Source organism: Salinibacterium sp. dk2585, assembly GCF_008001035.1.
In the GTDB taxonomy this organism is placed as follows: domain Bacteria; phylum Actinomycetota; class Actinomycetes; order Actinomycetales; family Microbacteriaceae; genus Homoserinimonas.
The window spans coordinates 1612279-1630723 of the sequence record NZ_CP042856.1 but is presented as its reverse complement, the minus strand read 5'-3'; the positions used below and the strand labels follow the sequence as shown (position 1 = coordinate 1630723).

At 68.3% G+C, this 18445-nt stretch carries 16 protein-coding genes; 7 read left to right on the top strand and 9 right to left on the bottom strand.

Features of this window, described 5'->3' with window-relative positions; genetic code table 11:
- Positions 1-30 precede the first annotated feature (30 nt).
- The 6 genes from FVA74_RS07630 to FVA74_RS07605 form a co-directional block, all read right to left on the bottom strand.
- On the bottom strand, positions 31-630 hold the full coding sequence (locus tag FVA74_RS07630; protein WP_147721459.1) for a TetR/AcrR family transcriptional regulator: 600 nt from the start codon (positions 628-630) through the stop codon (positions 31-33).
- Positions 627-2243 (bottom strand): ABC transporter ATP-binding protein, encoded by a 1617-nt coding sequence (locus FVA74_RS07625; protein WP_147721458.1) that lies wholly within the window; start codon positions 2241-2243, stop codon positions 627-629. The genes FVA74_RS07630 and FVA74_RS07625 overlap by 4 nt, the downstream gene beginning before the upstream one ends.
- On the bottom strand, positions 2240-3109 hold the full coding sequence (locus tag FVA74_RS07620) for an ABC transporter permease (protein ID WP_147721457.1): 870 nt from the start codon (positions 3107-3109) through the stop codon (positions 2240-2242). The genes FVA74_RS07625 and FVA74_RS07620 overlap by 4 nt, the downstream gene beginning before the upstream one ends.
- Positions 3106-4032 (bottom strand): ABC transporter permease, encoded by a 927-nt coding sequence (locus FVA74_RS07615; RefSeq protein WP_370454508.1) that lies wholly within the window; start codon positions 4030-4032, stop codon positions 3106-3108. The genes FVA74_RS07620 and FVA74_RS07615 overlap by 4 nt, the downstream gene beginning before the upstream one ends.
- Before the next feature lie 19 nt (positions 4033-4051).
- A complete protein-coding gene (locus tag FVA74_RS07610; protein WP_147721455.1) occupies positions 4052-5689 on the bottom strand; it encodes an ABC transporter substrate-binding protein in 1638 nt (545 codons plus the stop codon).
- 138 nt (positions 5690-5827) lie between these two features.
- On the bottom strand, positions 5828-6427 hold the full coding sequence (locus FVA74_RS07605; protein WP_147721454.1) for a biotin transporter BioY: 600 nt from the start codon (positions 6425-6427) through the stop codon (positions 5828-5830).
- A gap of 141 nt (positions 6428-6568) precedes the next feature.
- On the opposite strand from FVA74_RS07605, the gene FVA74_RS07600 reads away from it, so the two are divergent.
- Positions 6569-8233: a catalase gene (locus tag FVA74_RS07600; RefSeq protein WP_147721453.1), complete on the top strand. Its 1665-nt coding sequence runs from the start codon at positions 6569-6571 to the stop codon at positions 8231-8233.
- A 28-nt stretch (positions 8234-8261) separates the two neighbouring features.
- Here the strand turns inward: FVA74_RS07600 and FVA74_RS07595 are convergent, their stop codons facing one another.
- Both FVA74_RS07595 and FVA74_RS07590 read right to left on the bottom strand, forming a co-directional pair.
- The gene (locus FVA74_RS07595; RefSeq protein WP_147721452.1) at positions 8262-9050 is read right to left on the bottom strand and encodes an enoyl-CoA hydratase/isomerase family protein; all 789 of its coding nucleotides are present in this window, start codon (positions 9048-9050) and stop codon (positions 8262-8264) included.
- The gene (locus tag FVA74_RS07590; RefSeq protein ID WP_147721451.1) at positions 9037-10212 is read right to left on the bottom strand and encodes a MalY/PatB family protein; all 1176 of its coding nucleotides are present in this window, start codon (positions 10210-10212) and stop codon (positions 9037-9039) included. Before FVA74_RS07590 ends, FVA74_RS07595 begins: the two co-directional genes overlap by 14 nt.
- Positions 10213-10313: 101 nt before the next feature.
- On the opposite strand from FVA74_RS07590, the gene FVA74_RS07585 reads away from it, so the two are divergent.
- The 6 genes from FVA74_RS07585 to ndk all read left to right on the top strand — a co-directional run bounded on the left by FVA74_RS07585 (position 10314) and on the right by ndk (position 17608).
- Positions 10314-11210, top strand: coding sequence for a L,D-transpeptidase (locus tag FVA74_RS07585; RefSeq protein ID WP_168220082.1), 897 nt, complete (start codon positions 10314-10316; stop codon positions 11208-11210).
- A gap of 10 nt (positions 11211-11220) precedes the next feature.
- A complete protein-coding gene (locus FVA74_RS07580; protein WP_147721449.1) occupies positions 11221-11811 on the top strand; it encodes a hypothetical protein in 591 nt (196 codons plus the stop codon).
- A gap of 290 nt (positions 11812-12101) precedes the next feature.
- Positions 12102-15407 (top strand): isoleucine--tRNA ligase, encoded by a 3306-nt coding sequence (gene ileS / locus FVA74_RS07575; protein ID WP_147721448.1) that lies wholly within the window; start codon positions 12102-12104, stop codon positions 15405-15407.
- The gene (locus FVA74_RS07570) at positions 15400-16785 is read left to right on the top strand and encodes a folylpolyglutamate synthase/dihydrofolate synthase family protein (RefSeq protein ID WP_147721447.1); all 1386 of its coding nucleotides are present in this window, start codon (positions 15400-15402) and stop codon (positions 16783-16785) included. The genes ileS and FVA74_RS07570 overlap by 8 nt, the downstream gene beginning before the upstream one ends.
- The gene (locus FVA74_RS07565) at positions 16782-17159 is read left to right on the top strand and encodes a DUF4233 domain-containing protein (protein ID WP_147723121.1); all 378 of its coding nucleotides are present in this window, start codon (positions 16782-16784) and stop codon (positions 17157-17159) included. Before FVA74_RS07570 ends, FVA74_RS07565 begins: the two co-directional genes overlap by 4 nt.
- A gap of 32 nt (positions 17160-17191) precedes the next feature.
- Positions 17192-17608 (top strand): nucleoside-diphosphate kinase, encoded by a 417-nt coding sequence (ndk, locus tag FVA74_RS07560; protein ID WP_147723120.1) that lies wholly within the window; start codon positions 17192-17194, stop codon positions 17606-17608.
- A 7-nt stretch (positions 17609-17615) separates the two neighbouring features.
- On the opposite strand, the gene FVA74_RS07555 is transcribed toward ndk, so the two are convergent.
- Positions 17616-18437 (bottom strand): vitamin K epoxide reductase family protein, encoded by an 822-nt coding sequence (locus tag FVA74_RS07555; protein WP_240792159.1) that lies wholly within the window; start codon positions 18435-18437, stop codon positions 17616-17618.
- Positions 18438-18445 lie beyond the last annotated feature (8 nt).

Sequence of the window (18445 nt, the reverse complement as noted above, 5' to 3'; positions counted from 1 at the left end):
GCCCTTTCGTGCTGCGGGCGTCGCCCCGCCTCAGCGGCCGTGCTGGTACCCCGCGAGAATCGGTGTGACCGTCGCATCGATGTAGGTCGAGAGGGCGCCCCTCTGCGGCCCGGCGGCGGCCCACGACTGGGTCGCGGCGACGCACGCGGCCATGACGGCGTACGCGACGGCCTGCGCCATGTCGCTCGCGACCCCGCGCTCGACGAGGAAGGTGCGGATGCCGCGGGCCGCGGCCACGAAGCGAGTGACGGCGGAGGCCTGGAGTTCGTGCACGCCGCCGATCAGTTCCCGTTGCGTCAGCGCGAAAGGCACGGCGTCTGCGCCGTAATCCGCGCCCAGCGTGAGCAGCACGTCACGCAGCGCGGGCAGCGGTTCGCTGCCCGGCTTATGCGCCGCGAGCTCCTCCGCAAGCCGAGCGAGGGCATCGTCGAGCTCGACCCAGAAGACATCGCCCTTCGCGTCGAAGTAGTTGAAGAAGGTGTTGCGGCTGACGCCCGCCCTCCGCGTGATGTGCTCAACGGTGGTGCCGGCGTAGCCCTGCTCGAGGAAGAGCTCGAATGCCGCGTCCTGGAGCATCTCCCGCGAGGCCGCGGGCGGACGACCCTTGCCTGTTGCGCGTGCGCTCGTCATGACCGCTGATTCCTCTCGAGACGGGGTGTGGATTCCACGAGTTGCCCTGTGTGCTCGTGCTGCGGCGAGGCGAACACCGTCGTCGCGTCACCCTCCTCCACGATCATGCCCGCACGCATGACGGCGATGCGGTCGCTCATGTGCTGCACCACTCCGAGGTCGTGTGAGATGAAGAGGTAGGCGAGCCCGTGTTCGCGCTGCAGCTCATCGAGCAGGTCGAGCACCTGCGCCTGCACCGAGACGTCGAGGGCCGAGACGGGTTCGTCGCAGATGAGCACCTCGGGCCGGGGAGCGAGGGCGCGGGCGATCGCGACCCGCTGGCGCTGCCCGCCCGAGAGATGCAGTGGTCGGCGTGTCAGCACGGAGCTCGGCAGGCCGACCGAGTCGAGCAGTTCCGTGACCCGATGGGGCGCATTCGCATCCCTCGGGTGTAGCGCGTCGCGCAGGATGCGCTGCACCGTGTGACGCGGGTCGAAGGAGCTGAGTGGGTCTTGGTAGACGGCGCCGAGCATCCGTCGTCGTGGCCGTCGTAGGCGCTCCGGGATGCCGCTGAACCGCTCACCGGCGAGGTCGACCGCGCCTTCATCGGGCGTCGCAAGGCCGAGGAGCATGCGCGCGACGGTCGTCTTGCCCGAGCCGGACTCTCCGACGAGACCGAGGGTGCTGCCGCGCCGAAGCGAGATCGAGACATCGTCCACCGCGAGGAGCGGTGCCTGATGCCGGCGTGGGAACGACTTGCTGAGTCCGCGCGCCTCCAGCACGATCGGCCCGGTCGAGGGCGACGGCGCCGCCGTGTTCCGTGTGCCGCCTGCATCGCTCGGCGCGGTGAGCGGTGCGCCCCGAGGGACCCCCGACGGCACTGAACGGATGAGTGCGCGCGTGTAGTCATGCCGAGGAGAATCCAGCACCTCGCCGACGCTGCCGGTCTCGACGATCTCGCCGGCGCGCATGACGACGATCCGGTCGGCCACCTCCCTGACGACGGCGAGGTCGTGGCTGATGAGCAGGAGGGCGGTGCCGTCGGCGCGGAGTTGCGCGAGCAGGCGCAGCACCTGGGCCTGGACGGTCGCGTCGAGCGCGGTCGTCGGCTCGTCGGCGATGATGAGGCGTGGTGACGCCGCGATCGCACTCGCGATGAGTGCCCGCTGGCGAAGGCCGCCGGAGAGTTCACCCGCGCGTTGCAACGCGCGGGACGGGGCATCCGGCATGCTCACCGACTCGAGCACCTCGATGACCCTGTCGCGACGTTCGGCAGGGGAGAGCGAGGTGTGCAGGCGCAGGGTGTCGTCGATCTCCCGGCCGACCGGCCTCAGGGGGTCGAGCGAGACGAGCGCATCCTGCAGCACGAGGCCGACCTCGCCGCCGCGAATGGAGCGCCACTGCTTCGGTCCAGCAGCCAGGAGGTCGTGCTCGCCCAAGCGCAGGCGCTCGGCCGAGACGTGGCCACCCGTAAGGCCCAGGAGTGATCGCGCGGTCACGCTCTTGCCAGACCCGGATTCACCAACGATCGCGAGGCACTCTCCCGGGCTGATCTCAAATGAGACCTCGCGTACGACCGTGCCTCCCGAGAAGGCGACCGAGAGCCGGTCGACCGTGAGCAGCGGAACCGTCATGACTGCTCCTGTCTCGTGCGCGACTGCAGGCTGCGGCCGAGCGCCGTCGCTGATGCTGCGGTGGCGACGATCGCGAGCCCCGGGAACACCGTGAGCCACCACGCGACGGAGATGTAGGGGCGGCCCGCCGAGAGCATCGCACCCCACTCCGCCGCGGGAGGCACGACACCGAGGCCGAGGTAGCTGAGGGATGAGGCCCACACGATGGCCTGGCCGACCCCGAGCGTCGCGAGCACGAAGACCGGTGCCACTGCGTTGGGCAGGATGTGCCGCCCGAGGACGGTCAGCGGGCGGTGGCCGAGGACGACCGCAGCTTCGACGTACCCGGAGCGCCGCACAGCCAGGATGCGACTCCTGATGATGCGCGCGTAGCCGGGCGCTGTCGAGAGCCCGACGGCGATCGTCGTCGTCGTGACCCCCGGGCCGACGATCGCGATGAACACGAGCGCGAGCAGCAGTCCGGGGAGTGCGAACAGCACTTCATTGATGCGGGTCGTGGCGAAGTCGAGGGCGCGTCCGCCGACGGCCCCGAGCGTGCCCAGCACGAGCGCGAGGCCGATCCCGATCGCTGTCGCCGCAAGCCCGATGAGAAGGGACTGGCCCGCGCCGTGGATGACGCGGGTGTAGACATCCCGGCCCGATTCGTCGGTGCCGAAGGGATGCTGCCACGAGGGTGCCTGGAACGCCTCCGTCGGTGAGATCGCGAGGGGGTCGCCGGGCGCGAGCAACTGGGGCACGAGTGCGGCGGCCGCCAAGAGCAGGATGACCGCGAGGCTGACTACCTCTCCGGCTGTCAGGCCGGCGCCGGGCCGGGCGGCGACGTGTGCCGTTCCGTAGCCCGTGCCCGCGGTCTCGGGGGCGGTCATGCGCGCCTCAGTCGCGGGTCGGCGACACGGTCGATCGCGTCGGTCGCGATCGTCACGAGGACGAACGAGAGCGCAGAGACAAGCGCGATGCCCGTGACCATGGGGATGTCGCGCGCCGTGACCGCGCTGAGCAGGCTCCGGCCGAGGCCGGGACGGGCGAAGACGGTCTCGACGACGACCGCGCCACTGATGAGCGAGCCGAAGGCCCACCCGGAGAGCGAGATGGCGGGCAAGGAGGCATGCCGGATGGCGTGCCGCCAGCGAACGCCGGTCTCGGTCTCGCCCCGGGCGCGCGCCGAGAGCACGAAGGGCGATTCGAGCGCATCCGCGAGCGATTCGCGCATGACCTGCGCGAGGAACCCCGCGAGGGGAAGCGCGAGCGTGAGCACTGGTAGCACGAGACCGCTCGGCCCCTCCACGCTCACGGGCGGCAACAGCCCGAGGAGGGAACTGAAGAGCAGGATGAGCATCGATGCGAGCCAGAAGTGCGGCACGGCAGAGGCAACGACCTCGAGCCCGGATGCAACGGCTCGCCCCGACCGGCTGCCTCGCGTCGCCCACGTCGCCAGGAGCAGCGCGATCGCCCACGCGGTCGCGAGCGAGAGCACGGTGAGCAGGAGGGTGCCCCAGAACTGTTGCCCGATGAGCGTGAGCACGTCCTGGCGGAGTGAATAGGACGTGCCGAGGTCACCCGTCGCGAGGCGCCCCATCGCGAGCAGGTACTGTTCCGCGAGGGGCAGGTCCAGGCCGTGCTCGCGGCGGACGAGGGCGAGGGCCTCCGCCGAGGCCTGTGACCCGGGCCCGCCAAGGAGTGCCTGGGCCGGGTCGCCCGGGATCAGCCGCAGGCCGAAGAAGATGAGCGTCGCGATGGCCCACAGCACGAAGGCGCCACCGGCAACCTTCGCGGCGACCCACCGCAACACCCTGGCCCCCATCGCGGCGTCAGCGCGAGAGCCAGGCGTCGAAGAACGTCGGGGTCGACACCGTCGGCAGGGCGCGCATGCCCTCCACGTCCTCACCATGGAGGTAGTGATTCTGCTGGTCGTAGAGCGGGAGCACGTGGTAGCCGGAAAGCACGATGTCCTGTGCCTCCTCGTAGAGCTCGGCGCGAAGCGTGGCATCCGTCGTCTCGCTGGCCTGCGTCAGGAGCGCGTCGAGCTTGGGGTCCTTCAACTGGGCGAGGTTGGCGAAGTAGCCGCTCGGCGCCGGCACGGTCGAGTCGCTGTGGTACAGGATGCGCAGCACGTCGGGCCCGACCTTGGTGTAGGGAGCGCTCACGAGGTTGTACTCGTGCGCAGCGAGGGCGCCGTACCAGCTCGACAGGTCGAGGGGTTCAAGGATCACCTGGAACCCTGCCTGCTTCGCCGTCGCCTGGATCTGCTCGAAGAGCGACTGCTCGGCCGGCACCGACTGGTTCGTGCTCACGGGGAACTCCAACACGAGCCGCTGGCCATCCTTCACGCGGTAGCCATCGGCGTCACGCTGCGTCCATCCCGCGGCATCGAGGAGCGCGTTGGCGGCGTCGAGATCAGCGTCAAAGTACTCGGGAGTGGAGAGGGAGTCAGCCTCGACGCTCGAGAGCACGGAGTATGAGCGGGCCACGGTGCCGAAGAAGAGCCCCTCGATGCCGTCGTTGACCTTTGCGGCGCGGATGAACGCCTCGCGAACACGCGCATCGTCGAAGGGCGCCTTGCCCGCGTTCAGTTCGATGCGGTTGGAGGCTCCGGGGCGCGGCGCGGCCACCGCGGTGATCGGCCCGTCTTCGGAGGCCGCCGCGAGGGCGTTGGGCTGGGGGTTGTCGATCACGTCGACCTCGCCGGACTGGAGGGCGGCATAGCGCGTCGCGGCATCCGGAATGAAACGCCAGTCGATCGCCTCCAGCCATGCGGTGCCTTCGTGCGCCGCGTCCTGCGGCCATGAGTTGTAGTCCTCGTTGCGAACGAGCCGCACGCCCTGCTGCCTCGTCCATTCCTCGACGATGAAGGGGCCAGTGCCGACGGGGGATTCGCAGTTCGCGTCCTCGCCGCGTTCAAGGGCAGTGGGGGACTGGATGCCGACCCACGGCATGCTGAAGGAATCGAGCAGTGCGCTGTCGGGAGCCGAGAGGTCGATGCGGAGGGTGTGCTCATCGAGGGATGTCGTCGACTCGATCTTGCCGACCGCGAGGTAGCCGGTCGACGACGCGGTTTCGGGGTCCTTGAGGTGGGCGATGTTCGCGGCGACGGCATCAGCCGTGAGCGGCGTGCCGTCGGTGAAGCTCACGTCGTCGCGGAGTCTGAACTCCCAGCTGAGGCCGTCGTCGCTCTCCTCCCATGACTCCGCGAGCCACGGGATGATGTCGCCGTCTGCGTTCTTCGAGACGAGGGACTCGATGTACTGCGTGGCGAGCAGCGCCTGCGGGTAGTTGCCGCCGACGTGCGGGTCGAGGCAGCTGGGCTCCGCGTCACCCGTCGCATAGACGAGCGTGCCGCCTGCGACGGGTTCCTCCGAAGACGGAGCTGCGGCGGCGCAGCCCGCGAGCAGGCTGAGGGCGAGGGCGGACCCGCCGACGAAGGTCAGGGTTCTTTGGGCGCGACGCATGGGGTCCTTTGAGCTGGGGAGCGGTCGGGATTGGGATTGTTGGTCTGAGTGCAACAAACCCCTGCGACCAGCATAGACCCGGAAACGACGACGGCCCGACCGCAGTGCGGTCGGGCCGTCGCTGACGGTGGAGCGGTGTCAGTCGCCCGCCTTCGCGATGCGGTCGGCGAGTTTCCAGGTTGCAGGGACGGCAGCCGCGGCGATGCCGGCCTTGACGATGCCGCCGATGATGAAGGGGTAGAGACCCCATGCAAGCGTCTGCTCGAGCGTGCCGCCGAGCGTGACCGCGAGGCCGAGGAGACCGAAGGCGAAAATCACGACCGTGCCGGCGCTGAAGGAGAGGGCGGCGCCCAGGAACTTCTTGTCCCAGTCGCGCTGGGCGAGCCAGCCGGTGAGCGCGGCCGCAAAGGCGAAGCCGATGATGTATCCGCCGGTCGCACCGAACAACACCGCCGCGCCCGAAGTGCCCTCACTGAAGACGGGGAGGCCGACGAGGCCAAGCGCCATGTAGAGCACCATCGCGAGCGTACCGCGGAGCGCTCCGAGCGTGCTGCCGACGAGCAACACCGCGAGCGTCTGCATCGTGATCGGCACGGGCTGGATCGGAATGTAAAGCTGCGATGCAACCGCGACTACGGCGGCGCCCGCCGTGATGAGCACGACGTCCATCGCGAGGCTCCGCGAGACGAGACGGTCGGCGAGGGTCGGGCGACCGGGGCTGAGAGTGAGAGTCGACACGCGACATCCTTTCGACGAGTGGTGCCATCCTATGGGGGCCAGACCAGCATCCTCCACGTTCCCCGAGCATCCGTGCACGACCCGCACAAGCGATGCAGAGTGGGTCTGTAGACACCGGCAGTTCGACAAGAGGAGTGGAACATGGCATCCGACAAGCAGGCGACGTCGACGGCGCGGGGCACACTGACCACCAGGCAGGGGCATCCGGTTGTCGACAACCAGAACACGCGCTCGGTGGGCGCGCGAGGGCCGGCAACGCTCGAGAACTACCAGTTCCTCGAGAAGATCAGCCACTTCGACCGCGAGCGCATCCCGGAGCGCGTCGTGCATGCCCGCGGCTTCGTCTCCTATGGCTACTTCGAGGCGACCGGCAAAGTCGGCGACGAACCCATTGAGAAGTACACGCGGGCGAAGCTCTTCAACACGGCTGGCAAGCGCACGGATGTCGCCGTGCGCCTCTCGAGCGTCATCGGCGGTCGCGATTCATCCGAGGCGGCGCGCGACCCGCGCGGCTTCGCCGTCAAGTTCTATACGGAGGACGGCAACTGGGACCTCGTGGGCAACAACCTCGCGGTCTTCTTCATCCGTGACGCGATCAAGTTCCCTGACGTCATCCACTCGCTTAAGCCCGATCCGGTGACCTTCCGCCAGGAGCCAGCACGCATCTTCGACTTCATGTCGCAGACCCCGGAGTCGATGCACATGCTCGTGAACCTCTTCAGCCCGCGCGGCATCCCGGCGAGCTACCGCACGATGCAGGGCTTCGGAGTCAACACCTACCGCTGGGTCAACGCGGAGGGCGTCAGCCACTTGGTCAAGTACCACTGGATTCCCAAGGCCGGGGTCAAGAGCTTCACCGAGGCGGATGCCGCGGCCGTGCAGGCGGGCGACCTCGGTCACGCCTCCCACGACATGTTCCAAGCGATCGAGGAGGGCGACTACCCCGAGTGGGAGCTCTACGTGCAACTCATGAGCGATGACGAGCACCCCGAACTCGACTTCGACCCGCTCGACGACACCAAAGTGTGGCCCGAGAACGAGTTCCCCACGCGGCACGTCGGCACCATGGTGCTCAACCGCAATGTCGAGAACTTCTTCGCAGAGAACGAGCAGATCGCCTTCGGCACGGGGGTCCTGGTCGACGGACTCGAGTTCTCCGACGACAAGATGCTCGTCGGTCGCACCTTCTCCTACAGTGACACGCAGCGGTACCGCGTCGGCCCGAACTACCTGCAGCTGCCGGTGAACCGGGCGAAGAACGCGAAGGTCGCGACGAATCAGCGTGACGGCCAGATGACCTACTTCGTTGACGGCGGCGATGAGAACCCCCACGTCAACTACGAGCCGTCGATCACGGGTGGCCTCGCAGAAGCGCCGCGCGAGCACCAGTCCGAGATCGGCCCCGAGATCACTGCGCGACTCGTGCGCGCCCGCATCCCGCGCACGAACGACTACATGCAGGCCGGACAGCGCTACCAGCTCCTGGAGGACTGGGAGAAGGACGACCTCGTGCTCAACTTCGTCACCCTCATCGGGGAGGCCGCGCGGCCCGTGCAGGAACGGATGCTGTGGCACTTCTACATGTGCGACGACGAACTCGGCGCGCGGGTGGGTGAGGGCCTGGGCATCGGGCTCGAGGAGGTGGCCGATCTCGGTCCGCTCGCGACGCAGACGCTCAACGCCGAAGAGAGCCAGCGCATGCAGAATCTGGGCAAGAACGGTCACCGCAATGTCGAGGGCCTCACGATGACCCACTGTGTTCCCAACGAGCGGGTCAACATGGTCGACGTCCCCGTCATGTCCTGACGGGGAGTCAGCGTTCCGCTTTGGGGAGCTAGCGCTTCCGTGGGGCGGTGAAGGCGGCGATGAGACGCTGCGCATCCGGGGTGCTGAACGCCCGCGCGATCGTGCGCGCCTCATCGTCGAGGGACTCCTGCACCGGGCGGAGGGGTGCGGCCCTGAGGAGGCGTCGCGCTTCTCCGTAGGCGCCGGCCGCCCCCGCGAGCCAATGTGTCGCGACCTCCTCGGCTCGAGTCGCGATCTGGTCTGCCTGCACGACCTCGGTGACGAGCCCCCACTCCCTCGCCTCGTCCGCCGTGAGGCGCACGTCGCTGAGGGCCAACTGGAGTGCGCGGCGCATGCCGACCGCCTCCGTGAGGAGCGTGCTCACGCCGCAGTCGGGGGTGAGGCCGATCGCGGCATAGCGGGATGCGAAGAAAGCCGTGTCGGCGGCGATGATGTAGTCGGCGCAGAGCATGAATCCGAGGCCGCCGCCCGCGACCGCGCCCTGGACCGCTGCGACGATCGGCTTCGTGCCCGCTCGCAGGAGGGCGTGACCCTCGTGGATCACGTCTGCGTGGTCGGCGATCGATGCGGCGTCGTAGTCTGCGGTCGCCATCGCCTGCACGTCGCCACCCGCGCAGAATGCCGGCCCCGCGGCATCCAGCAGCACCGCTTGCACGTCGTCGCGCTCCGTGACCTCGCGGGCGACGTCGCGCCAGCGATCTGCCGCGTCGGCATCGATCGCGTTCAGGCGAGCGGGACGGTTGAGGGTGACCCGGGCGAGCCCGTCGGTCACGCTGAGCAGTACGGTCGAGTTCTTGGCGTCGTCATTGGCGGTCATGGGAGCCGATGGTAGCGGCGGCGATGCGCTCGATCGCCTCCGTTAGCACTTCCGGCGAACATCCGAAGTTCAGGCGGGCGAAACCTGTGCCCTGCCCACCAAAGTCCGGGCCCGGGCTGAGGGCGACGCGGGCATCCGAGAGCAGGCGCTCGGCCGGGTTGTCGCCGAGCCCGAGCGCCCTGAAGTCGAGCCACGCGAGGTAGCTCGCAGCGGGCTCGCGATAGGCGACGCCGGGGAGCTTCTCAGCGAGTAGGCGCGTGAGCAGCGAGCGATTGCCTTCGAGCGTCGCGATGGCATCGTCGAGCCACGCGCTGCCATAGCGGAACGCCGCGACGCTCGCGATGGCACCAAGGTGTGAGGTGCGCCAGAAGACCTCCTGGTACATGCCGGACACGACGGCACGCATGCGCGCACTTGCCGTCACCATGACGGCGCACTTCAGCCCGGCCAGGTTGAAGGCCTTGCTCGCGGATGTGATCGCGATGCCGTGGTCGCGGGCCTCCTGGCTCACCGTGAGGTAAGGCACAGAGTCGCCATCGCTGTGCGTGAGGGGAGCATGGATCTCGTCACTCACGATCGTGACGCCGTAGCGGTCGGCGATGCGGGCCAGTTCCTCGAGTTCGCTCCGCGGGTGCGGATGTCCGAGGGGATTGTGCGGGTTGCACAGCACCATGGCCTTCGCTCCGTCGCGGAACGCGGCCTCGATGGCATCGAGATCGAGGCTCCATGCGGAGTGGTCCGAGGCATCCGAATCTCGAAGCGGCACCGCGACGACGGCGGCTCCCGATTCGCGGACGAGGTCGAAGAACGGCGGATAGACGGGTGGCGTGATGACGACCCGGTCGCCTGTCTCGGTGACGCGGCGCAGGCACTCGACAATGCCCATGCTGACGTCCGCCGTCGAACGCACGTGCTGGATGTCGACGCTCCAGCCCCAGCGCTCGGCGGCAAAGCGGCTGAAGGCCTCGGGAAGCTCAGCGTCGCCCGATGCGTACCCCGTGTCGCTGCGACGGATGCTGTCGTGCAGTGCCTCTGCGATGGGTGCGGCGAGCGCGAAGTCGAGTTCGGCGACGAAGAGGGGGAGCACGTCGTCGGGGTATGTGCGCCACTTTGCGCTCGAACGGGTTCGGAGTTGCTCGAGGGACGGAACCGAGATCGTCATGCGTCCAGCATTGCGCATGCACCGCATCGCAGCGAGAGTGGCTGCACGATGTGAGAGCGTGGGAGTCGCGCAACAGTGGCGTCGTCGAGGAAGGGGCCCAAGTGGAGAGGCGGAGCACGACGCACGTCGCGGGGGCGGGCATCGCGATCGCGGTGGCGGGGCTGTGTGCCGTGCTCCTCTGGCCGCGCGATGACGACGCCCCCGCCGAGAAGGCGTCCACGAGCACCGAGAGCACCGCGAAAGCGCGCCCCAGCCCCACTCCAAGCCCCAGTCCTGTCGAGCAATACCCGGCGGATCCCTCCACCTACGACCTCGCGGCGCTGCCGGCGACACAGGTGTACTCGGTCATCCCCGAGCTGCCGCTCGACCCCGAGCCGGATGCGCCCGTGCTGCCCCTGACCGCATCGGCGCTTGCCCCGGCGATCCCCGTCTTCGCCGAACCCGGCGCATTGCCCGTCGCCCAGCTTCCTCAGGCGCAGGCCCATGATGGCACCGCGGTCCCCGTGATCGAGCAGCACGCGCACTGGGTTCGGGTGCTCCTGCCAGCGCGGGCCGGCCTTCCCTCTGGCGGTGTCGTGGGCCAGACGACGGGGTGGCTTCGTGCCGCCGACGTGACGCTCAGCGAGAACCCCTACCTCGTGCGCGTGAGCCTCTCCGTGGGCACCATCTCCGTCACGGAGTCGGGGCAGAGCGTCTACGAGAGTTCCGGTTTCGGCTTCGGCACGCCGGCGACGCCCACCCCGCTCGGCCGCACCTTCGTCATGACGGTGTTCACCGACCCGGCAGCCACGTACACGCGGGGCAACCCGACGACTGCCCTCGCGGTGCAGTCGCCGACCCTCGATGGCTTTGGGGGAGCATCCGTCGCCGTCACGGCATTCCACTATCACGACGCCCGCTCCGGCCCGATCTCCAACGGATGCGTCCGCGTCGACGCGGCGACGGCACAGTACCTCGCGGCCCTGCCACTCGGCACGCCCGTACTGGTGGCCCCCTGAAGGGAGAAGGATGAGCAGGGAGCATCGGATGCGCCGCTCGGGCGCGAAGGCCAGCGTCGCGATCGGGCTGGCGTGGTGCCTCCTTCTCAGTGCCTGCACGGCGAGCGAGCAGGGCAATCCCGAGCCATCCAGCCTGAGACCGACGGCGACCTCCGAAACCCCGGGCGATCCCGACTACATGCCTCCGGCATCGCAGGCATGCCCCTTCCTCATCGGAGAGGGCGGCGAGGGCTTCGCGGCGTTCACCGGGACAGACCTTGGCGGCCTGACTATCGTGGACGACGTCGAGGAGTTGGCCGACAGCGGGCAACTGGAGTGGATGGCACCCCTCATCGACCACGATCCGCTCGTGTGCCTACTCTCGCCCGGCCAGGCCAGTGAACATGTGGCGTTCGCCTGGCTGCCCATCGACGAGGAGCAGCGGGAGCAGGCGATCGCCGAACTTGAGGCCGCGGGATACGAGCGTCGAGACAGCGAGGGCGGCACTGAGATGACCGACCCGAGTGGCGCAGCCGCATCGCACCTCGTCACGAACGCGGGCTGGTACTACTCGACGGCGGTTGACGGGGCTCGCTACCTGCGCATCCTGTTCGAGGACTGAGGGCAGCACCAGCGCGCACGCCGGAGGCATTCGTGTCGCGCCGAGCCGCACGGTATCCTTGAGCCAAAGGCACTGATCCGGCCATCACCGGGGAGTCTTCGGCAGAACAGCGGATGCCCCGGCACCCGCCCAGTAGAACCGAACGGGTATGGCCCGTCACAGCCAAGGAACAAGCGGTCGCATCGCGGGTTGAGCTCGCCGAAACCGGATGCGGCAAGCGAGGTGGTACCGCGGAGGGTGAGCAGATCATCCGTCGTCCTCGTGCAGATTCAACACTGCCAGGAGAAGACTTGACCTACCCGCGCCCCTCCCACGACGGTACGCCCGCAGGCCCCGTGACGCCGAGCCCTGACTTCCCGGCCATCGAGAAGGGCATCCTCGCCTTCTGGAAGGGCGACGACACCTTCCAGGCGTCGATCGACAATCGCGAGGGATGCGATGAGTGGGTCTTCTACGACGGCCCGCCCTTCGCGAACGGCCTGCCGCACTACGGCCACCTTCTGACGGGCTACGCGAAGGACCTGTTCCCGCGCTACCAGACCATGCGCGGCAAGCAGGTGCACCGCCGCTTCGGCTGGGACACCCACGGGCTCCCAGCCGAGCTCGAGGCGATGCGCCAGCTGGGCATCACCCGCAAGGACGAGATCGAGTCGATGGGCGTCGAGGCATTCAATGCGACGGCGCGCGAGTCAGTGCTCCGGTACACGAACGAGTGGCGGGAGTACGTCACCCGGCAGGCTCGCTGGGTCGACTTCGATAACGACTACAAGACCCTCGACATTTCCTTCATGGAGTCGGTCATCTGGGCTTTCAAGCGCCTCTACGACAAGGGCCTCGCCTATGAGGGCTTCCGAGTGCTCCCGTACTGCTGGAACGACGAGACGCCGCTCTCCAACCACGAGCTGCGCATGGATGACGACGTCTACAAGATGCGCCAGGACCAGACCGTCACGGTCACCTTCCCGCTCGTGGGGGAGAAGGCCGAGGCGCTCGGGCTGACGGGCGTGCGCGCCCTCGCGTGGACGACGACCCCCTGGACGCTCCCCACCAACGCGGCCCTCGCCGTTGGCCCCGAGATTGAGTACGCCGTGATCCCGAGCGGTCCGCTCGGCGCGGGTGACGGCTCGGCCGAGGCGGTCTCCCAGTACCTCCTCGCTGCCGATACGGTCGCTGCTTATGCGAAGGACCTCGGTTACGAGAGCGCAGCGGATGCCGTGGCATCCGTCGCCCGCACCCTCAAGGGCGCCGATCTGGGCGGTGTGAAGTACGACCGGCTCTGGGACTTCTATGCCGACGCGGAGGGCTACGAGAATGCGTGGCAGATCCTCGTCGCCGAGTACGTCGCGACGGGCGAGGGCACGGGCATCGTGCACCAGGCCCCCGCCTACGGCGAAGACGACCAGGTGACGTGCGCCAAGGCGGGCATCCCCGTCGTGATCTCAGTCGATGACGGTGGTCGCTTCTTGCCCGCCGTCGAGCCGGTCGCCGGCCTGCAGGTCTTCGACGCCAACAAGCCGCTCACCCAGCTGCTGAAGGCCGACGGACGCCTCGTGCAGCAGAAGAGCTATGAGCACAGCTACCCGCACTGCTGGCGCTGCCGCCAGCCGCTCATCTACAAAGCGGTCTCGAGCTGGTTCATCCGCGTGCCCGAGTTCCGCGACCGCGCGGTCGAGATCAACGAGCAGATCAACTGGGTGCCGGAGAACGTCAAGCACGGCCAGTTCGGCAAGTGGATGGCGAACGCCCGCGACTGGTCGATCTCGCGCAACCGCTACTGGGGTTCGCCAATCCCGGTCTGGAAGAGCGACAACCCCGAGTACCCCCGCGTCGATGTCTACGGCTCCCTCGAGGAGCTCGAGCGCGACTTCGGCACGCTGCCACGCAATGCCGAGGGCGAGCCCGACCTGCACCGCCCCTTCATCGACGACCTGACGCGCCCGAACCCGGATGACCCGACGGGCCAGTCGACCATGCGTCGCATCGAGGACGTGCTCGACGTCTGGTTCGACTCCGGTTCAATGCCCTACGCCCAGGTGCACTACCCCTTCGAGAACAAGGATTGGTTCGACACCCACAACCCGGCCGACTTCATCGTCGAGTACATCGGCCAGACGCGCGGCTGGTTCTACACGATGCACGTGCTCTCGACCGCGCTCTTCGACCGTCCGGCCTTCAAGAACGTCATCAGCCACGGCATCGTGCTCGGCAACGATGGCCAGAAGATGTCGAAGTCGCTGCGCAACTACCCCGATGTCAACGAGGTTTTCGAACGCGATGGCGCGGATGCCATGCGCTGGTTCCTCATGTCGTCCTCGGTCATCCGCGGTGGCAACCTCATCGTGACGGAGGAAGGCATCCGCGAGGGAGTGCGCCAGTTCCTCCTTCCGCTCTGGAGCACCTACTACTTCTTCACCCTCTACGCGAACGCGGCGCAGGAGGGCGGCTATCAGGCGAGCCGCCGCACCGACTCGAGCCACGTGCTCGATCGCTACCTGCTCGCGAAGACCCGACAGCTGGTGACGGATGTCACGGCTCACCTCGACGCCCTCGACTCGCCGCTCGCCGCCAATGCGCTCCGCGACTTCGCCGACGTGCTCACGAACTGGTACGTGCGCAGGAGTCGCGACCGCTTCTGGGCGGGCACCGACAAGGACGCTTTCGACACGCTCTACACCGTGTTGGAGACCCTGACCCGGCTCGCCGCCCCGCTCGCACCGCTCGTGAGCGAGAAGGTGTGGCAGGGCCTCACCGGCGGGCGCAGCGTGCACCTCACCGACTGGCCAGACGCGCAGGAGTTCCCGGCTGACGCGACTCTTGCAGCCACGATGGACCGCGTGCGCGAGATCGCCTCCGCCGGGCTCGCCCTTCGCAAGGCGACTGGTCGCCGCGTGCGTTTGCCGCTCGCGAGCCTCACGGTCGTGAGCGACGACGGCGCACGCCTCGCGGAGTTCAGCGCGATCGTGCGCGACGAACTCAACGTCAAATCGGTCGAACTTGTGCCGCTGGAGGAGGACAGCCTCAGTGCCTTCGGCATCGAGCGCAAGCTCACGGTCAACGCCCGCGCGGCAGGCCCCCGCATCGGCAAGGCCGTGCAACAGGTCATCGCGGCGGCGAAGTCCGGCGACTGGACTCCCGCCGGCGACAATGTGATCGCAGGCGGCGTCGAACTGCTGCCGGGGGAGTTCGAGTTGCAGCTCACGGCAGGGTCCTCCGAGCAGGCCATCAGCTTTCTACCCGGCGGTGGCTTCGTGCTGCTCGACACCGCGACGACGCCTGAGCTTGAGGCGGAGGGACTCGCACGTGACCTCGTGAGGGCCGTGCAGGACGCTCGCCGTGGCGCCGGATTCGACGTGAGCGACCGCATCCGCCTTGACGTCTTCGCTGAGACGGACGCGGATGCCGACGCGCTCGAGTCGTTCACGGAACTCGTGTCGCGAGAGACCCTGTCACGCGAGATGCGAGTGCATCACGGCGGCGGAGCGTTACTGCAGGGCGACGCCGGCGGGCACCGTGCCGAGATTCGCGCCGGGCAGTACTCGAATGCGGGCCGCATCGTGCTCGATGTTGCGCGCTGGGGAGAGGGAATCGATGTCTGAACTCACGAATGATCCCGAGCTGTCGGACGACGCCCTGCTGCAGGGCGACGCCGACACCGTCTACGCCGAACTGCTCGCGCGCGTGGGCGAGGCGACACCGCGGGTGCGACTCGAGCCGACGCGGCGTGCGGCAGCCCTCCTGGGTGATCCGCAGGCCGCCGCGCCCGTCATCCACGTCGCGGGCACCAACGGCAAGACGAGCACGGCCCGCATGATCGACAGCCTGCTCAGGGCACACGGCCTGCGCACGGGGCTCCTCACGAGCCCGCACCTCAGCCGCGTCAATGAGCGCATCCTCATCGACGGTGAACCCATCAGCAATGAGGCGTTCATCGCGAACTGGCGTGACATCCAGCCCTACCTCCAGATGACCGACGCCCAGCTCGAGGAGGAGGGTGAAGCGCCGCTGACATTCTTCGAAGCATTCACCCTGCTCGCCTTTGCAAGCTTTGCGGATGCGCCCGTCGACGTCGTCGTGCTCGAGACCGGCATGGGCGGCGAGTGGGATTCGACCAACATCGCCGACGGCGCGGTTGCCGTGCTCACCCCCATCGCCCTCGACCACATGCACCGCCTCGGTTCGACCGTGCAGGAGATCGCGCGCACGAAGGCCGGCATCATCAAGCCCGGCGCGATCGTCGTCTCGGCCCAACAGGATGCGACGGCCCTGGCGGAGCTGCAGGCGAAGTCCCGCGAGGCGGGCGCCGAGCTCGTGCTCCAGGGTGAGGCCTTCGATGTGGCCGCCTCGACTGTTGCCGTGGGGGGACAGCTTGTCTCCGTGCGGGGGCGCGCGGCGACCTACTCCGAGGTCTTCCTGCCGCTGTATGGAACCCACCAGGCGCAGAACGCCGCGCTGGCGGTTGCCGCTGTTGAGTCGTTCCTCGGCGGCGGTGCCCAGGCGATCGTCAGCGACGTGATCGAACAGGGCCTCGCCGAGTCAACGTCACCCGGGCGGCTCGAACTCATCGGCGTGGACCCCACCGTCATCGTCGACGCCGCCCACAACCCTCAGGGCGCGGAGTCCATCGTCGCTGCCATGCGGGACTACTTCGACTTCGACGAAATCGCCGTCGTGCTGGGCGTGCTCGAGGACAAGGACCTGGACGGCATTGTGGCGAGGCTTGCCCCGATGGCGACCCGCTTCTACGTGACCCAATCGGAATCCGAGCGAGCCGTGGCATCCGACGACCTCGCCTATGTCGTGCGCAACCTCGCGGGAGCCGACGCCACCTGGGAGTACGACGTGCTCGCCGAGGCAATGGATGCCGCGCGGCGCTGGGCCTCAGAAGCGCCCAAGCGCGCCGTCATCGTGACTGGGTCCATCACGCTCGTGGGTGAAGCGATGGACCTGGCCAGGAGCGAGGGGTGGAAGGCATGATGGCCCGCGCGCCCCGGCAGCGCCGTATCCGCAGCGTGACCGAGAGCCTGCTCTCGATCGTGCTCGGCCTCGAGGCGGCCCTCGTGTTCTTTGTCGCGCTCACGATCTTCGGGCTCGACATCCTGCCGCCCCTCGTGGCGCTCGGCGGGGGAGTGCTGCTCATCGCGCTGCTCCTGGTCACAGCGGCGTACCTGCGCTTCCCGTGGGCCGAGTGGCTGGGGTGGGCGCTCCAGGTCGGCCTCATCGCGCTGGGCCTACTCCTGCCGGCCCTCTACGTCTCGGGCGCCATCTTCGTGGCGATCTGGATCTATTGTTTCGTCACCGGTCGAAAGCTCGACCGACGCAATGCCGCGATGGGCATCACCCCCGCCTGACCTTTGTCCCCAGCAAAAGGAGCACCATGTCAATGGAAATCGAAGAAACACTCGTCCTGGTCAAGCCCGACGGCGTTGCCCGTGGCCTGACGGGGGAAATCCTCCGCCGCATCGAGTCGAAGGGGTACCAGCTCGTCGACCTGCGCCTCGTGCAGGCCGATCGTGAGCTGCTGGCGAAGCACTACGCCGAGCACGAGGGCAAGCCCTTCTATGAGCCCCTGGTCGAGTTCATGGAGAGCGGACCGGTCGTCGCCATCCGCCTCGCGGGCAACCGCGTGATCGAGGGCTTCCGTTCCCTCGCCGGGACAACCGACCCCACTACGGCGGCGCCAGGCACTATCCGCGGCGACCTCGGGCGCGACTGGGGTGCTCGTGTGCAGCAGAACCTCGTGCACGGCAGCGACTCGCCCGAGTCTGCAGCGCGGGAACTCGCGCTCTGGTTCGACTGAGCCCAGTTCAGAGACGAGCGATCACGTCGAGCTGTAGCTGTGCGAGGACGGCCACGACGAGGTAGCTGAATACCGTCAGGGTGGGCCACCACCCTGCAGCGCGGGCGCCCCCGGCTGAGAGCCGGGGGCCTCCGACCCGCCGCGCGAGTTCTGCCGAGACCCACCAGAACACGGGAATCGTGACGATCCACGTGACCATGCACCATGGGCACAGCGTGCCGAGCACGTAGACGCTCTGGCCGATGAGCCACAGCACGAATGCCATCGCTGCCGCGACACCGACCGTGAAGGCGACCCAGAGCCAGTCCGTGATGCGGATGCCGACGAAGAGGCAGACGCCCACCGCGATCGCTGCCGACCATCCCACCAGGCCGAGCAGCGGATTGGGAAAGCCGAGCAGTGAGCCCTGCCACGACTCGAGGTTGGCGCCGCACTGCACCAGCAGGCTGAAATTGCATTCGAGAGGTGCCTCGGGTTGGGTCAGCGTCACGACCTTGTCCGCCGTGAGCGCCCATGCGGCGAGCAAGCCGATCCCGCCCGCGATGACGAGCAACGCTCCAGCCAGCCGCCGCGGTGCCGTTCGGGTGCCCCCGGGCGAGCGCAGGGCCGCCGCGCGGATGATCGCGAGGGCGATGACCAAGGTCGCAAGCGGAAGGGCGGCGGTCGGCGCGGGCACCCCCAGGAGGAGCGCTTCGACCCGCGACTCGGGGGACATGCCGCCGAAGGCATGCACTGTCAAGAAGAAGCATGCGATCCCGATGGACAGGGCCACGGCGGCGATTGCGAGAAGCGCCCAGACCTGACGGCGGGCACGCTGGACATCGACCATAAGGCCAT

Excerpts from the sequence above, each read along its gene's own strand:
- FVA74_RS07580 (WP_147721449.1), top strand. The coding sequence starts at position 11,221 with ATGAGCAGGGAGCATCGGATGCGCCGCTCGGGCGCGAAGGCCAGCGTC.
- FVA74_RS07625 (WP_147721458.1), bottom strand. The coding sequence starts at position 2,243 with ATGACGGTTCCGCTGCTCACGGTCGACCGGCTCTCGGTCGCCTTCTCG.
- FVA74_RS07590 (WP_147721451.1), bottom strand. The coding sequence starts at position 10,212 with ATGACGATCTCGGTTCCGTCCCTCGAGCAACTCCGAACCCGTTCGAGC.
- FVA74_RS07570 (WP_147721447.1), top strand. The coding sequence starts at position 15,400 with ATGTCTGAACTCACGAATGATCCCGAGCTGTCGGACGACGCCCTGCTG.
- FVA74_RS07610 (WP_147721455.1), bottom strand. The coding sequence starts at position 5,689 with ATGCGTCGCGCCCAAAGAACCCTGACCTTCGTCGGCGGGTCCGCCCTC.
- FVA74_RS07555 (WP_240792159.1), bottom strand. The coding sequence starts at position 18,437 with ATGGTCGATGTCCAGCGTGCCCGCCGTCAGGTCTGGGCGCTTCTCGCA.
- FVA74_RS07595 (WP_147721452.1), bottom strand. The coding sequence starts at position 9,050 with ATGACCGCCAATGACGACGCCAAGAACTCGACCGTACTGCTCAGCGTG.
- FVA74_RS07630 (WP_147721459.1), bottom strand. The coding sequence starts at position 630 with ATGACGAGCGCACGCGCAACAGGCAAGGGTCGTCCGCCCGCGGCCTCG.
- FVA74_RS07600 (WP_147721453.1), top strand. The coding sequence starts at position 6,569 with ATGGCATCCGACAAGCAGGCGACGTCGACGGCGCGGGGCACACTGACC.
- FVA74_RS07620 (WP_147721457.1), bottom strand. The coding sequence starts at position 3,109 with ATGACCGCCCCCGAGACCGCGGGCACGGGCTACGGAACGGCACACGTC.
- FVA74_RS07565 (WP_147723121.1), top strand. The coding sequence starts at position 16,782 with ATGATGGCCCGCGCGCCCCGGCAGCGCCGTATCCGCAGCGTGACCGAG.
- ndk (WP_147723120.1), top strand. The coding sequence starts at position 17,192 with ATGGAAATCGAAGAAACACTCGTCCTGGTCAAGCCCGACGGCGTTGCC.